The organism is Salipiger sp. IMCC34102 (assembly GCF_004145405.1).
Lineage (GTDB): Bacteria > Pseudomonadota > Alphaproteobacteria > Rhodobacterales > Rhodobacteraceae > Loktanella.
The window spans coordinates 732,634-748,025 of record NZ_SELQ01000001.1 but is presented as its reverse complement, the minus strand read 5'-3'; the positions used below and the strand labels follow the sequence as shown (position 1 = coordinate 748,025).

Here is a 15,392-nt window from a genome sequence, read left to right as displayed (position 1 = left end):
ATGTTGCCCTTTTTTGCCTCAGGACAAATCCTGATGCGTTAACGGGATGCCAGTGACAGACCCAGGATCGCGGCCCCGATCAGTCCCGGTTCGACGATGCATTGCGCCGGCACGACCAGGGGCCTGTCGAACCGCCGGAGAATCTTTGCGCGCACCGCGACGTCGAGGGCCGCGATCAGGTCGGGTGCAGTGGACAGCCCGCCGCCGACCGCGATGATCCCGGCCCCAAGTACGTTCTCGACCATGGCAAGCGGGCCGGACAGGACCTCCAGCCAGGCGGCAATGGTGAGGCCCGCGTCCGGCTCCCCGGCCTGCCAGCCCGCGACGATCTCGCGGCTGTCTGCCGCCCGCCCGTGCAGGTGAAGGTGCAGGCGCTCCATTCCGCGGGCGGAGCAGACGACGTCGAGACACCCCGTCAATCCGCAACCGCAGGGAATGGCAGGCAAGGTGACGCCAAGGTCGTCGAGGATCCGCGCCGCCACCGGACCGTGCCCGATCTCGCCCGCGAACCCGGCCCCGTTTACCAGTTGCCCCCGCACGACGACGCCACCGCCGACACCGGTGCCCAGAATCAGGCCGAAGACGACCTCATGTCCCCGACCGGCGCCAAGCTCCGCCTCGGCCAGCGCGAAACAATCCGCATCGTTCGCCAGTATCACCGGCAGCCCGAGGGCCGCGGTGAGATCATCCTCGAGCCGTCGACCGGTCAGGCAGGGAATGTTGGCCATCGTGGCCACCCCCGTGCCCGGCTCGACGACACCGGCGAGAGAGAAGGCGATCGCCGCGGGCGGCGCGGATGCCGCGGCGATGGCGTCGCGCAGCACCTTGACGAAGGCATCGAAGTCCTGCGTGGGCGTCGGAATGCGCGCCTTCAGGACCAGATCATCGGGACTCCGCGCCTCGGCCAGCTTGATGGCGGTTCCGCCGATGTCGCAGCACAGGATCATGCCGCGGCGTCCGCGCGGCGGCCCGCGATCCACGTTCCAACGGCCTCGATCCCCGGCGTAAGACAGGTGAAATCGGCACGCGCCCCGGGCCGCAGATGACCGCGATCACTCAGCCCCATCGCCGCCGCCGGCGCGGCGGAGGCCAGCGTGACCGCCTCCCCCAGCGCGACGCCGAGGGTCAGGTGAAGGTAACGTACCGCATCGACCAGCGCGATGTCGGCGCCCGCGAGCGTGCCGTCTTCAAGCGTCAGCCGACCGCCCTTTCGCAGGATGCGCCGGTCGTTCAGGATCAGCTCGCTGGCGTCGGTCCCCACGGTCGACATGGCATCGGACACTAGGAACAGACCCGCCGGCCCCGCCTTCGCCCGCAAGGCGATGCGCAGCGCCGTGGGGTCGACGTGAAAGCCATCGGCGATCAGCCCGGCCCAAAGCCGCCCGTCGTCCAGCGCCGCACCGACGAGGTTCGGGGACCGGTGCCCCAGCTGGCTCATCGCGTTGAAAAGGTGCGTGACCATCGTGGCACCAGCATCGGCGGCGGCCCGGGCCACGCCCATGTCGCAATCCGAATGACCGAGGCTCACAACCACGCCGGCTTTCGCCAGCGTCGCGATCTGCGCGGGCGTGACCGTTTCGGGTGCCACGGTGGAGATCATCCGGTCCAGCCCCTGCGCCGCATCCGTCAGCACCTGCAGATCCTCCGGATCCATCGGACGGATGAGGGCCGGATCGTGCGTACCCTTGCGGGACAGGGCAAGGTGCGGCCCTTCGAGGTGCAGGCCGAGGAAGCCGGGGTGGCGGGCGGCGCGCGCCGCCGCGACGGCCCGGCCCGTGACCTCTGCGGTGTCGGTGATCAGGGTGACCATGGTCGAGGTGGTGCCGAAGCGGGCATGCGCATCGCAGATCGCGGCGATCCCGTCAGTGGAGGGGGTGTTGTTGAACAGCACGCCGCCGCCGCCGTTGACCTGAAGATCGACGAACCCCGGCACCAACGGATGCTCCAGCACCTCGCCCTCCGGCGCCTCGGCCCGCGGAACGATCCCCGTGACGCACCCGTCCGCGACAAGAAGCGCGGCCTCGTCGTGCCATTCGGTCCCGTCGAAGATGCGTGGCGCGTGATAGGCGGTCGTCATGGTCATGGGGTCGGTTACCACACCGTGCCGCGCGCCGCGACGGGCAGCACCCGCGTGACGATACCGTCGCGATGAAAGACCATGCGGTCGAACAGGTTCGACACCACGCAGGCGTGGTTCGGCACGATCCGAATCTGAGCGCCGACGCCTGGGCGATCCGCCCCGCAGTCCGTCAGGTCGACCACCGCGTGCTCTTCCGACAGAGAGACGATCCGCGCACCCGGCAGCGCCGGGATCGTGCCGTGATCCTCGAACCCCAGCAGGTCGGAGGTCAGCGCCTTCGAGCCCGAATCGAGCACGGCCCGGTCGGCCGTCGGACGCGAGACGACGGTGGCGAGGATTTCCATCGCCATGTCCTGTGCACCGCATTCGCCCGCCCGCAGCATCGCGCGGTCGTTGTAGACGTAAGTTCCCGCACGGTGCTCGGTGGCGCTCGGCACGAGGTGCGCCGCGAAGAGGTCCGGCGAGCCGCCGTTCGACCGCACGGGACAGTCGAGGCCCACCGCCGCGAGCCGTGCCATCGCGTCCTGCAGGAAGGCCTCGACCTCTGCCGCGCCGCCGATGGCGGGGTAGGTCATCAGCCCGTCGAACCGAAGTCCGGGGGCCGCCGCGATCCGCTGCGCCAGCGCCACCGCCGCCTCGGCCCCCTGCACGCCGCAGCGTCCGCCGCCGGTGTCGCATTCCACCAGCACGCGCAGGGGCTTGCCCTGCCCCACGGCCTTCGACAGGCCCGCCACGGTGACCGCGCTGTCGGCGACCACCCGAAGGGTCGTCACCCGGTCGTTCAGCGCCACCAGTCTCGCAAGCCGCGCGGGGCCGAGGATATTGTAGGTGATCAGGATGTCGTCGAAGCCCGCATCTGCAAAGACCTCGGCCTCGCTCACCTTCTGGCAGTTGATGCCGATGGCCCCGGCCTCCACCTGCTGGCGCGCGACCTGGGGGATCTTGTGCGTCTTGATGTGCGGGCGGAACGGCAGGTCGTGCGATGTCATGTAGTCCTGCGCCCGGGCGATGTTCGCAGCCAGCCGATCCTCGTCGATCACGGGCATGGGGGTCAGGACATCGGACAGCGGCGTGCCCGCATCGGGCCAGGGGAAGTCCATCTCAGGCTCCAGTCGCAAAGGGATCGGCCACGCGGGGCCAGATGTCGGGCCGCACAAAGCGGTAAGGGTTCGTCGCGGGATCGTTGGGATAGGGCTTGCCGGCAGAGCAATAGAGGATCTTCGCCGCGATCGGCGCGAAGGCCGCGTAGAAGTGGTTGGTGGATTTCAGCACCAGGATCTTCTGCGCCGTGGGATCGATGCCCATGGCCGTGAAGAGCGAGGGGTCGTAGCTTTGCGCGCGCACCGTGTTCAGGATCACCTGGACGCCCGTGTCCTGTCCCGTCGCATCGAGCAGGGCGATGAGCGCCGCCGGGCCGAAGGGGACCACGCTTTCGCCGAAGACCATCGCGGCCTCTGGCTCGACCGCCTCGACGCGGACCAGCGCATCGACCGGCTCGCCGGTGTCGGGCGCGGATTTCGCACCGAAGCGCAACGGCATGACGCCACCCACCCCCGCGGCGGTGCACAGGCCGACGGCGATCGGGTCCCAGATCGTGCCGACGGCGACGCCGGTCGCCCCGCGCGCCATCAGCGCCTTCAGGACCACCGTTGCATCGCCCGCGGTGCCGCCGCCGGGGTTGTCCCAGATGTCGGCGATCACGACCGGAAAGACCTCTGCCGCCATGGCCTGCGCCACCGCCTCCTCGCCACTCAGGACCGGCATCATGTGACGGCCCCGGTTGGCGAAGAGCTCCTGCCCCAACCGTTCCGCAAGCTCGGCTCCAAGCGCCGCGTCGCCGTCGGTCACGGCGATCATCTTGGTCCCCATCTCGGGCACGTCGCCCGCCATGAAGCCATGAATGGCGGAGAGCGACAGCACGCGGGCATCCTCGGCCTCGATCCGCATCATCCGATCGACGAAGCCGCGCATGGGCTGGCGCGAGGTGGGGAAGATGTCGATCATCCGGCAGTCGTAGGTCGACATGACGGGCCGGACGCGCCCATGCAGCGTGTCCACGACGATCCGCCAGAGATCCTCGGCCCGGTCGACGAAATCCGTGTGGGGAAATTCCTTGAACACCACGAAGAAATCCGCCGCCGCGACACGCTTCGCGGTCAGGTGACTGTGCGGATCGAGCTCCGCGCAGACCAGGACTTCCGGACCCACGATCTCGCGAACGCGGGCCAGAAGATCGCCCTCCGGATCGTCGCAGCCCTGCGCCACCATGGCCCCGTGCAGGCCCAGCACGACGGCATCCACCGGCAACGCCGCGCGCAGCTGGTCCAGGATTTCGTCCCGCAGGCCGACATGCGCGGGCCCCGAGACGAGGCCCGCCGGATCGGCCCAGGCGGCACTGCCCTCGATCAGCTCCCAGCCTTCCGCCGCGCAGAACCGCCGGCCGACGGGGATGGGGGCCGTGCAAAGCGTCGCGGTCTCGGGGTGCGCGCCGGGGGCGGCGTAGAACGACTCCTCGAAGGCGCGGCGATCGATCGCGATGGGCGAAAAGGTGTTCGTCTCCGTCGCCATGGCGGCGGTGAAGATGCGCTTTGCCGCCATCCTTACGCGTCCCGGACGTGCGGCAGGTAGCCGACGAAGCCCGCGATCTTCCACCGGCCGCCGACCTTGCGGCACCAGTAGAGCGTCTGCCAGTTCATCCGCTCCGAGGTGCCGTCCGCCCGCGGCAGCGCGCCGTCGAACTTCTTGCGCACCAGGGCCGCCTCGCCCGAAATCTCGATCTCCTCCAGCCGGGTCGCGTGGAAGATGCCGCGGCGGGGATCGCCTGCATAGACCCCGGCGTCGCGCTGGTCGACGAAGTCCCGCGCCTGTCTGAGCCAGTCGTCGCGGTAGGCCTCCAGATCGGGGTAGGCCATGTCGAAACCGTCGGGGTCGGACTGGAAATGCCCGCTGATCGCCGTGAAGTTGTCGGTGATGAAATCATCCGCCACCGCCGACCAATCGGCCGAGACGAAGGCGTCGATATCGCGGGGGACCAGCATCTCCCAGATCGCGGCGCGGTCGGGGTCGTCTGCACCAAAGGGGTTCTCGAAGGGGTCTCGTGCCGTCATGTTTTCATCGCCTTATGAAATTCATTTCGACTTTGCGATATAATCACTGGAAAAATCCAGTCGAATATGCCCCAATACCGCAAAATGACGAAAATGAATTTCTTGAGCGGCCCGGATCAGGGCCTTGCAACAGGATAGCCCATGACCAACGATCCAGACACCTCTCCCATCGCCGGGCTGCCCGGCGCCACCGATCTGATCGTGGGCCTTGCGGACGAGGACGGCAAGCTGTCGACGCTGGAAAAGAAGCTGGCGGCCTTCGTGCTGGCGGACGTGCATTATGCGACCACGGCCTCGATCTCGGACATCGCCTCGGGGGCGGGCGTGTCACCGCCGACCGTGACGCGATTCTGCCGCCGCCTGGGCTGCACCTCGTTCTCGGACTTCAAGGTGCAACTGGCCAAGAGCCCTTACGTCGGCCTGCGCTACCTCAAGCCCGAATCCGTCACCAACACCGCCGAAGAGGTGGCCGAGGACATCGTCACCAAGGCGCAGAACGCCCTGTTCGAGATGCACCGCACCCTCGACCTGCCCCGCGTCGAGGAGGCCGTGACGCTGCTCACGGGGGCGCAGATGATCTACGCCTTCGGCTCTGGCGGCAATTCCTCGATGATCGCGAGCGAGATGCAGAACCGCCTGTTCCGGCTGGGCGCGCGGATCACCGCGTCGAGCGACCAATCGATGAACCTGATGCTCTGCGCCTCGGCGGAACCGGGGACGGTGGTCTTTGGGTCGTCCTTCACCGGGCGCAACAAGGAACTGGTCCACGCCTTCGATCTGTTGCGCAGCCGCGGCATCCCGACGATCGCGCTGACGCAGGACGGCTCTCCGCTGGCGGAAGTGGCCGACGTCGTCGTCGCGGTGAACCTGCCCGAGGGGCAAAACATCTTCCGCGCCACATCCACTCGCTTCGCATCGCTCGCGGTGGTGGACATCATCGCGAACCTCTTCGCCTACGCCGATCGGGCCCGGTCCACGCGCCTTCTGCGCGGCATCAAGGAAGAGTTGATCCGCCACCGCGACGAAGGTGACGACAGCCAGATGCTGGGCGACTGACCCCTTCCCGCCGGTGCGTTGGCGGACGCATCGGCGGGATTTCACAACGCCGCCAAGGGAACTTCGAACATGGCAGAAACAGTCGCCATCGTCACCGGCGGCAGCGGTGATATCGGCCAGGCCATCGCGCGCCGCCTGCTGCGCGAGCACGACCGCGTCGTCCTTGCGGACCGCGACATCGCCGGAGCCGAGGCCGCCGCGACCGAGATCGGCGCGGGCTGCACCGCATTCGAGATGGACGTGACCGACGCCGCCTCCTGCGCGGCGCTGGCGTCGCACGCAAAGGGGCTGGGCGATCTTCGCACGCTTGTGAACAACGCAGGCGCCGCCCGGGCGGTCAGCCTGCAGGCAACGACGCTGGACGATTGGCAGGCGGACCGGGCGCTGAACCTCGACGCGAGCTTCCTGACCTTCAAGGCGGTGGCCGAGCAGTTGATCGCCGTGCGCGGATCGGTGGTCAACATCTCCTCGGTCAACGGGATGGGGGTCTTCGGCCACCCGGCCTATTCCGCCGCCAAGGCCGGGATGATGCATCTGACGCGCCTGATCGCGGTGGAATACGGAAAGTTCGGCGTCCGGGCCAATGCCGTGGCCCCCGGCACCGTCCGCACCCGTGCCTGGGAAGCCCGCGCCGAGGCTAATCCGGGCGTCTTCGACGAGGCCGCGGCCCATTATGCCTTGGGCCGGATCGTCCGCCCCGAGGACGTGGCCGAGGCGGTGGGTTTCCTCGCCTCCGACATCGCCGCGGCGATCACCGGCACCTGCCTTCCCGTGGATTGCGGCCTGACGGCCGGCATCCCCGCCCTGGCCGCCACCTTCAGCCAATCCGACGATTACCGATAACAGGACCGACCGATGACCTATTTCCTCGAGAACGCATGGCTGCCCGACCCGGCCCCCGCAGGCACCTGGCAGATCACCCTGACGAACCTGTCGGACGAACCGCTGTCGGACTTCAAGCTGTCGCTGACCTCGATCACGCGCATCATGCCGGAGCATCAGATCACCGGCGCTACCTTCCACAAGCGCGCCGCCAACTTCCACGAATTCGCCCCAGAGGACGCCGCTCCGCTGGCCAGCGGCGACAGCTGGAGCTTCTCGGTCGAGGGGTTGAACCGCTCGCCGTTCCATCGCAACGACGCGGCCAAGACGGCCTGGATCACCACCTCTGACGGCACCCATCATGACGTGGTCGTGGGCGATCTGACCCACGCGGGCATGACCCCCGTCCTGCCGCAGCCACGCCTGCCCGAAGGGCGGCTGACGCTCCCCTTCGCCCTTCTGCCCTGGCCCAACGAGATCGACGCCGAACCGGGAGAGGCCCCCGTGCTGCTGCACGCGGCCGGTGCCTCCACCGCCGATCTGCGACTGATGATCTCGGTCGATGCGCTGCACGGCCGCCTTTTCCCGCAGGCCCGCCGGCTGTTCCAGCTGTCCACCGTGCCGGGCAGCCGCGCGCTGCGCTTCGCCACCGACGAAAGCCTGCCCGCCGAAGGCTACCGGCTCGATTTCGGCGACGCGGTCACGCTGACCGCGGCGGGCGAGGCCGGTCGCCGCTACGGGCTGATCGCGCTGGCGCAGATGCTGCACGGCGCCTTCAGCGATCCCGACTACAAGTTCCCCGCAACGGGTCACATCACCGACGCGCCGCGCTACGACTGGCGCGGCTGTCACCTCGATGTCTCGCGCCACTTCTGGCAGATCGACGACGTCGCGCGGGTGGTCGATATCCTTGCCTGGCAGAAGCTGAACATCTTCCATTGGCACCTGACCGACGACGAAGGCTGGCGGGCCGAGATCAAGGCCCTGCCCCAGCTGACCGACGCCGGCGCGACCCGCGGGGCCGAGTTGTCCGAAATGCTGCCGCAACTGGGCGACGGCCCGGAGCCCAAACGGCAGTATTACACCCAAGGCGAAATGCGCGACATCGTGGCCCATGCCGCAAGCCTCGGCATCGAGGTCATGCCCGAGATCGAGACGCCGGGCCACGCGATCTGCGTACTGGCCGCGATGCCCGAGTTGAAGGACCCCGACGAGGAGCCCGATTCCTATTATTCCGTCCAAGGCTTCTTCAACAACGCGCTGAACCCGGCGATGCCGGCCGTCTACGAGATGCTGGAAAAGGTCTTCGACGAGATCGTCGAGATCTTTCCGTCGCGCTACATCCACATCGGCGGCGACGAGGTCGCGCCGAATGCCTGGCTCGGCTCGCCCCGCGCGCGCGAGTTGATGGAGCAGGAAGACCTCGACGGCACATTCGAGCTGCAAAGCTGGTTCATGCACAAGATCAAGGCGATGCTGGACGCGCGCGGCAAGGTCATGGTCGGCTGGAACGAGATCGCCCACGGCGGCGGCGTCCCGCCCGAGGACACGATCGTCATGGCCTGGGAAAATCCCGCCGTCGGGATCGAACTTGCCCGGGACGGCTACGGCGTCGTGATGACGCCCGGACAGGCCTACTACCTCGACATGGTGCAATCCGACGACTGGCTGGACAACGGCGCGGGCTGGGCCGGATCGGTCTCCCCCGAACAAAGCTACACCTTCGAGGCGGAAGGCGATTTCCCCGAGGACCTGCGCGACCGGATGCGCGGGATCCAGGCCTGCATCTGGTGCGAGCATTACACCACCAAAGCCTGGTTCAACGACCTCGTCTTCCCGCGCCTCGGCGCGATGGCAGAGGCCGCCTGGACCCACAAGGACCACAAGGACTGGCAGCGGTTCGCGCGCCAGGTCCGCCTGCACCCCTCCCTTTGATTCGAAAGTGATCCCCATGCGTATCGCCGTCGGCGGCATTCATACCGAATGCTCGACCTATTCGCCCGTCCTGATGCAACCAGAGGATTTCCGCGTCGTCCGCGGGGACGAGTTGCCGGCGTCCCCGCACTTCGACTTCCTCAAGGCCTTCGATGCCGACTTCGTACCGCTGGTTCATGCCCGCGCCGTCGCGGGCGGGCCGCTTGCCCGGTCGACCTATGATCTCTTCAAGGCGGAGTTCCTGGATCGGCTGGACGCGGCCCAGCCGGTCGATGCCGTCTACCTCGCGATGCACGGGGCCATGCATGTCGACGGCATGTGGGACGCCGAGGGCGACTGGATCGCCGCCGTGCGCGAGGCGGTCGGCCCGGACATGCTGATCGCCTGCAGCTACGACCTGCACGGCAACGTGTCGCAAAAGATCGTCGACCAGATCGACATCTTCGCGGCCTACCGCACGGCCCCGCATATCGACATCGCCGAGACGATGACCGCCTCCGTCGAGATGCTGACGCGCGCGCTGAAGGACGGGACCCGTCCGGGCGTCGTCCGCGTGCCGGTCCCGCATCTTCTGCCCGGCGAACGGTCCTCGACCGAGGACGAACCGGCCCGCAGGCTCTACGCCGATCTTCCGAAGCTAGAAAGCGACGACGTCTGGCGGACAGATCTGATGATCGGCTACGTCTGGGCGGACGAGCCGCGCGCCACCGCCTGCGCCGTCGTGACCGGTACGGACAAGAAGGCGGCGACCCGCGCCGGGGAACGCATCGCGCAGGATTTCTGGGACGCGCGGGACGACTTCCGCTTCGGCCCCACCACCGGCCCGCTGGACGAGATGCTGGACATCGCGGCCAAGGCCACGACAGGCCCCGTGATCCTGGCCGACAGCGGCGACAACCCGACCGGCGGTGGCGTGGGCGACCGCGGCGACGTGCTGGCCGCCCTGATCGCCGCCGGTTGGCAAGATGCGCTGGTGGCCGGGATCACCGACCGGGCGGCGGTCGAGCAGTGCTTCGCCGCCGGGGAAGGCGCGACGCTGGCCTTGAAGATCGGCGGCACGCTCGACCCCGCCGGCGTCACGGTCGAGACGACCGCCCGCGTCGTGACACTGCTTGACGACACCGACCCTGCGGAACGGCAGACGGTCGTGCGCATAGACGGCATCACCCTCGTCCTGGCCGCGCGGCGGCGCCCCTATCACAACATCTCGGACTTCGAGATCCTGGGGCTCGACCCGGCGGCCGTATCGCTGCTGGTCGTGAAATCCGGCTACCTGTCGCCCGAACTTGCGCCGCTGGCCGACCCCAGCCTGATGGCGCTGACCGACGGGGTCATCAACCAGGACATTCCGCGCCTGCCCAACCGGTTGCGCGCCAAGGGCACCCTGCCCTTCGAGGACCGCGCGCACTACACGCCGAAGGCCGAGGTTTCCGCCCGGTTCACCGGCTGATCCGTGAACGCCTGGCTCTCCATCCTGCGCGATCGTGCGGTCGTGCGCGCCTCGGCGGCGGCGATCTTCCTCTACGGGTTCGCCGGGGCGGCCACCTCGCCCTACCAGTCGGTCATCGGCATCCGGGAGTTGGGCCTGTCCGACGCCGCCTACGCGGCGGTGGCCCTGGTCGGCGCCGTGTTCCAGGTGCTGATCGCGGTCGGAACCGGCTACCTGTCGGATCGCGCGCAAAGCTACCGCACCCCGCTCATCGTCATGGCGAGCTTCGGCTTCGTGGGCTACGGCATGGTCTGGCTCTACCCGTCGCAAGCGACCTTCGCCATCGCGCTCATCGGGCCGCTGGCGCTGTTCCATGCCACGAACTCGCTGCTTTTCGGCAACGTCCGCGCGCAGACCTCCGACTTCGCCCCGGACGAGGCGGCCATAGCCAACGCGCTGATGCGCATGATGATCTCGCTGTCCTGGGTGCTGGTTCCCGGCATCGTCGGCCTCTACCTTGCCCGCCGGGAGAGCATGATCGACGCCTACGGGATCGCAGCCCTCGTGGGGCTGGCCTGCGTGCTGACGATCCTGCTTGGCGTGAAATCCGACACCGAACCCAAGGCCGGGCCCGCGCAGGCCCCTGGCCCGCGTCCGGCGATGCTGCCGGATTTGATCAGCGTGCTGTCCTGGGGCATGACCCTGCGCATCGCGGGTATCGCGCTGATCACGCAGGTGCTGACCGTCAACGCCACCGTCCTGCCGTTGATCGTGACCGGGCGGGCGAACGGTGCGGCCTCCGACATCGGCTTTCTGGTGGGGCTCGTCGCGGTGCTCGAGGTCATCTTCATGATCGCCTGGGCCAGTGCCGTGCGCCGTATCCACCTGACGACGGCGCTGGCCATCTCGGCTTTGCTCTATCTCGTCTATCTCGCGGCGATCGCCATGGCTTCGGCCCCATGGCACGTCTACGCGGCGAGCGTCGTCGCGGGCATCGCGGCAGCGGGGATCATCTCTCTGCCCATCAGCTACCTGCTCGATCTGATCGCCAACCGGCCGGGCCTGTCGGCTTCGCTCATCGCGGTGAACATGTTCCTCGGGGCGGCACTGGGGTCGGGGATCTTCGCGCTCGGCACGGCGGTGGGCGGCTACGGCACCGCATCGGTTCTGGGCGGCATCGCCGGGGTCGCCGGGGCGGCGTTGCTGCTCGCGCTGGAAAGACGCACCGGATGATCGCGCTGGAAGTCTGCGTCGACGACCCCGCCGGGATCGCGGCCGCGGTGGACGGCGGGGCCGACCGGCTGGAGCTCTGCGCGGCGCTGGGCCTCGGCGGGCTGTCGCCCAGCGCGGGGTTGATCGCCCTCGCCGCCCGGTGCGGCAGGCCCGTGATGGCAATGATCCGCCCCCGCGCGGGCGACTTCGTCTGGTCAGCGGAGGAACGAGACGCCATGCTGGCCGAGATCGCAGCCGTGCGCGACGCCGGCCTTTCCGGCGTGGTCATGGGGGCCTCCCTGCCCGACGGGCGTCTCGATCCGGTGACGCTCGCATCGCTCGCCGAGGCGGCCCGAGGTCTCGACATCACGCTGCACCGCGCCATCGACCTTACCCCCGACCCGGCGGAGGCGCTGGCGCTGTGCCAGGCGCTCGGCATCCGCCGGGTGCTGTCGTCCGGCGGAGCGAGAAGTGCCGCACAAGGCCTCGACCGGCTGGCGATGATGCAGGCCGCGGCCCCCGAAATGACGGTCATGCCGGGCGGTGGCGTCTCGGTCGCCACGCTTCCACTGCTGGCAAGCCGCCTGACCCTGACGGAGGTCCACGCCTCCTGCAGCCTGCCCGCGCCGCCGCCATCCCACCCGGGCGTCGCGGACTTCGGCTTCCAGCCCCCCGGCGCGCGGACGACCGACCGCGATACGGTCGCAGCCCTGCGCCGCGCGCTGGATCAGCTCGAGGCGTTTTCCACCCGCGGGTGAACCTGTTCGTAGTAGTCGCGCAACTCCAGTGCGCTCGCCGCGGCCTCGTCCAGCACAATCGTCACCTTGCGGTGCATCTGCAGCGCCGAGGCAGGGCAAGCCGCCGCCACCGGCCCCTCGATCATGCGGGCCACGACATCCGCCTTCTCGGCACCATAGGCCAGCAGGACGACCTCCTGCGCGCGCAGGATCGTTCCGATCCCCATGGTGATCGCCAGCCGTGGCACGTCCTTTGGATCATCGAAGAAGCGGGCGTTGGCCTCCCGCGTCGAGCGCGTCAGCGTCTTGATCCGGGTGAGCGACGACAGGCTTGACGTGGGCTCGTTGAAGCCGATGTGCCCGTTCAATCCAAGGCCCAGCAGTTGCAGACCGATGTCGCCCGCCGCCGCGATCGCGGCCTCGTAGCGCGCGGCCTCGACCTCCGCATCGGGCGCGTCGCCTTGCGGAAGGAAGGCGCGCGCGGGATCCATGTCCACGTGGTCGAACAGCTTTTCACGCATGTAATGCCGGTAGGAACAGCGATGCGTACCCGCCAGCCCGACATATTCGTCGAGGTTGAACGACGTCGCCTGCGCGAAACTGACCTTCCCCGCCCGGTGGCGCGCGATGAGGTCGGCATAGACCATCTCCATCGTGCCGCCCGTGGCCAGTCCCAGGACCGTGTCCGGTTGCCGGTTCAGGCGCGCGGCGATCAGGCTGGCGGCGCAGTCGGTCGCAAGCGCCCTGGTCTGGTGGATCAGGATCTTCATGGCGGGCTCAGACAGGCTTCCAGGCGAGGACATCGATTTCCACCTTCGCATCGACCATCAGGCGCGATTCCACCGTCGAGCGCGCCGGTGGGTTCGGCCCGAAATGCTTGGCGAAGACCGCGTTGAAGGACGAGAAGTCCCGCGCGTCGTCGAGCCAGCAGTTCACCTTGACCACGTCTTCCAAGCCGCAGTCGGCCAGCGCCAGCACCTCGATGATGTTGGCCATGACCTGTTCGGTCTGCGCCACGATCCCGCCGGTCACGACCTCTCCGTCGACCGTCGGCACCTGGCCGGAGACGTGGACGTAGTCGCCCGCCCGGACCGCCTTGGCGAAGGGGCGCTTCTGCCCGCCCGCCTGCGCATCTGCGGTATCGTAACGGATCAGACGTTGTTGTGACATGACGGGACCTTCTGCCTTGTATTGCTGCGTTCAAGGTCCCATGCCGCGACGCGGGATACAAGCGCAGACGGCCGTTTTGGCCCCCGGAAGACGGCTGTTCCGGCAGTCGTGCGACCGCGACCGGTGCACTCACCTGTCGTCCGAGCGTAGATCGGTGACCGCCGCGCCGACGGTGTCGTAATGGGCGCAGCGCCGGATGTGTTTCTGGCCCGACAGCGCCTCGCGCAGGGGGGTCTGCAACGAGGCGAAGACCACCCGCAGCTTCATGTCCTCGATCCCGTCCAGAAGCCGTGTCAGCATCCGCAAACCGGTGGCATCGACATCCGTCACGGCGCGCATGTCCAGAACGAGCGTCTTCGCCTTCGGGTGTGCGGCGACGATCCGGCCGACCTGTTCCTCGGCGTAGCCGGTGTTGCCGAAATAGAGCGGCCGGTCGATACGCAGCACCAGCAGATCGCCCGTATCGGTCTCCACCGCGTCGCGGTCGATCGAGCGGTAGATGTCGGGACCCGCGTTCGGGTCCCGCCCTTCGCGGGTGATCCGCGGCAGGGAGGAGGACCACAAGAAGCTGAAGATCCCCGCCACGGCGCCGGCCAGCAGGCCCCAGGTCACACCCAGGACGATCGTGGCCAGGAAAGTCGCTCCGATCACCAGGCTCTCCAACCGGCTGTGGCGCGCGACCTCGCGGATGTCGCGCTCCCGCACGAGGCCGACGACGGCGCTGATGACCAGTGCCGAGAGGACCGCGACGGGCAATTGCGCCAGGAGCGCCCCGCCGAAAAGCGTCACCGGCACCACGATCAGCGCCGCCATCGCGGAGGACAACGGCGAGCGCGCGCCCACGTCGTGTACCAGCGCGGACCGCGACAGGCTGACCCCGGGCGCGTATCCCCCGGTGACACCGCAGGCGATGCTCGCGACCCCGATCGCCGCCGCCTCGGCGTTGGAACTGAAGGCCTGCCTGCGCCGCGCCGACAGCGACTTGGCCACGGCGGTTCCGGTGACGAAGACGACGATCGCCACGGTCAGGCTGGGCAGCAGCAGGCCGATCCAGACCGACGGCGGGGCCATCGGCAGAACGAGTTGCGGCAAGGCGCTTTCGGGGGCGGTGATCCGCGACACCTCCGGCAGCGCCAAGGCCGCGATCGAGGCCAGCACGATGACCACCAGCGTGGCCGATTTCATCACCGCCAACCGCGCCGTCCCGGTCAGTCGCAACACCAGTGCCAGGCGCCGCATAAGCGGCTCGCCCAGCACGAACCCGGCGAGCGCGCCAAGACCCAGAAGCAAGGTCGGCAAATGCGGATCCCCCGCGCGCCAAAGGCCGTGAAGCGTGTCCTGCAGGGTGCCCGCCCGGGCCGCCTCGATCCCCGAAAGGCCGCCCAGCTGGCTGCCCGCGATCAAAACCGCCGCGGCGGCGGTGAAGCCCAGAAGGGCCGGTTCGCTGATGAAGTTGACCAGCCGTCCCATGCGGAAGAGCGCCAGGAGCGCCAGCATCGCCCCGGCCTCGATCGCGACGATCGCCACCGCGGCGGAGAGGCCGACGTCGAAGTCCGTTACCGCGTCGGCCACCAGGAGCGAGGCCAGCGCCACGGGCCCCATCGAGACCGACGCGCTGCGCCCGATGGCCGCGTAGATGAGCGGTGCCACCATCGCCGTCAGCAACCCGACCCCGGGGCTGAGGCCGGCAAGCTGTGCGTAGGCCATGGCCTGCGGAATGAGCAGAATGCTCAGGACCGCCCCGGCAAGCGCATCCCGCCCGAAGGCCGACCCGTCGTAGCCCGAAAGCCAGGCGGGCCGCAAAGCATCGGTGATCCTGGAAAGCCGTCCGCTCATTCTGGGCA

General features: G+C 68.6%; 14 protein-coding genes. 6 read left to right on the top strand and 8 right to left on the bottom strand.

Annotated elements, in window-relative coordinates; translation table 11 throughout:
- Nucleotides 1-38: 38 nt before the first annotated feature.
- The 5 genes from EU805_RS03795 to EU805_RS03775 are packed head-to-tail and all read right to left on the bottom strand — an operon-like array spanning nucleotide 39 to nucleotide 5,187.
- The gene (locus EU805_RS03795) at nucleotides 39-947 is read right to left on the bottom strand and encodes an ROK family protein (RefSeq protein ID WP_129762592.1); all 909 of its coding nucleotides are present in this window, start codon (nucleotides 945-947) and stop codon (nucleotides 39-41) included.
- A complete protein-coding gene (nagA, locus tag EU805_RS03790) occupies nucleotides 944-2,083 on the bottom strand; it encodes an N-acetylglucosamine-6-phosphate deacetylase (RefSeq protein ID WP_129762591.1) in 1,140 nt (379 codons plus the stop codon). The genes EU805_RS03795 and nagA overlap by 4 nt, the downstream gene beginning before the upstream one ends.
- 8 nt (nucleotides 2,084-2,091) lie before the next feature.
- The gene (locus EU805_RS03785) at nucleotides 2,092-3,180 is read right to left on the bottom strand and encodes a D-TA family PLP-dependent enzyme (RefSeq protein ID WP_129762590.1); all 1,089 of its coding nucleotides are present in this window, start codon (nucleotides 3,178-3,180) and stop codon (nucleotides 2,092-2,094) included.
- A gap of 1 nt (nucleotide 3,181) precedes the next feature.
- Nucleotides 3,182-4,678 carry a M81 family metallopeptidase gene (locus EU805_RS03780; RefSeq protein ID WP_129762589.1) on the bottom strand — a complete coding sequence of 499 codons (1,497 nt, stop codon included), beginning with the start codon at nucleotides 4,676-4,678 and terminating at the stop codon, nucleotides 3,182-3,184.
- 2 nt (nucleotides 4,679-4,680) lie between these two features.
- Complete coding sequence (locus EU805_RS03775; RefSeq protein WP_129762588.1) at nucleotides 4,681-5,187, bottom strand: hypothetical protein; 507 nt, start codon at nucleotides 5,185-5,187, stop codon at nucleotides 4,681-4,683.
- Nucleotides 5,188-5,328: 141 nt separating this feature from the next.
- On the opposite strand from EU805_RS03775, the gene EU805_RS03770 reads away from it, so the two are divergent.
- The 6 genes from EU805_RS03770 to EU805_RS03745 all read left to right on the top strand — a co-directional run bounded on the left by EU805_RS03770 (nucleotide 5,329) and on the right by EU805_RS03745 (nucleotide 12,399).
- Complete coding sequence (locus EU805_RS03770) at nucleotides 5,329-6,243, top strand: MurR/RpiR family transcriptional regulator (RefSeq protein WP_129762587.1); 915 nt, start codon at nucleotides 5,329-5,331, stop codon at nucleotides 6,241-6,243.
- 69 nt (nucleotides 6,244-6,312) lie between these two features.
- Nucleotides 6,313-7,086, top strand: a complete 774-nt coding sequence (locus EU805_RS03765; RefSeq protein ID WP_129762586.1) for an SDR family oxidoreductase — start codon at nucleotides 6,313-6,315, stop codon at nucleotides 7,084-7,086.
- A gap of 12 nt (nucleotides 7,087-7,098) precedes the next feature.
- Nucleotides 7,099-9,000, top strand: a complete 1,902-nt coding sequence (locus EU805_RS03760; protein WP_129762585.1) for a beta-N-acetylhexosaminidase — start codon at nucleotides 7,099-7,101, stop codon at nucleotides 8,998-9,000.
- 16 nt (nucleotides 9,001-9,016) lie between these two features.
- Entirely contained in the window at nucleotides 9,017-10,450 is a 1,434-nt protein-coding gene (locus tag EU805_RS03755) for a M81 family metallopeptidase (RefSeq protein WP_129762584.1), read from the top strand.
- Between the two features lie 3 nt (nucleotides 10,451-10,453).
- The gene (locus EU805_RS03750) at nucleotides 10,454-11,662 is read left to right on the top strand and encodes an MFS transporter (RefSeq protein ID WP_129762583.1); all 1,209 of its coding nucleotides are present in this window, start codon (nucleotides 10,454-10,456) and stop codon (nucleotides 11,660-11,662) included.
- A complete protein-coding gene (locus EU805_RS03745; RefSeq protein WP_129762582.1) occupies nucleotides 11,659-12,399 on the top strand; it encodes a copper homeostasis protein CutC in 741 nt (246 codons plus the stop codon). Before EU805_RS03750 ends, EU805_RS03745 begins: the two co-directional genes overlap by 4 nt.
- Here EU805_RS03745 and nagB read toward each other — a convergent pair.
- The 3 genes from nagB to EU805_RS03730 all read right to left on the bottom strand — a co-directional run bounded on the left by nagB (nucleotide 12,369) and on the right by EU805_RS03730 (nucleotide 15,384).
- Nucleotides 12,369-13,181 (bottom strand): glucosamine-6-phosphate deaminase, encoded by an 813-nt coding sequence (gene nagB / locus EU805_RS03740; protein WP_242494044.1) that lies wholly within the window; start codon nucleotides 13,179-13,181, stop codon nucleotides 12,369-12,371. The two genes, EU805_RS03745 and nagB, sit on opposite strands and share 31 nt — an antisense overlap.
- Nucleotides 13,156-13,548, bottom strand: a complete 393-nt coding sequence (locus EU805_RS03735) for a RidA family protein (RefSeq protein ID WP_129762581.1) — start codon at nucleotides 13,546-13,548, stop codon at nucleotides 13,156-13,158. The genes nagB and EU805_RS03735 overlap by 26 nt, the downstream gene beginning before the upstream one ends.
- A 129-nt stretch (nucleotides 13,549-13,677) precedes the next feature.
- Nucleotides 13,678-15,384: a SulP family inorganic anion transporter gene (locus tag EU805_RS03730; protein WP_129762580.1), complete on the bottom strand. Its 1,707-nt coding sequence runs from the start codon at nucleotides 15,382-15,384 to the stop codon at nucleotides 13,678-13,680.
- Nucleotides 15,385-15,392 lie beyond the last annotated feature (8 nt).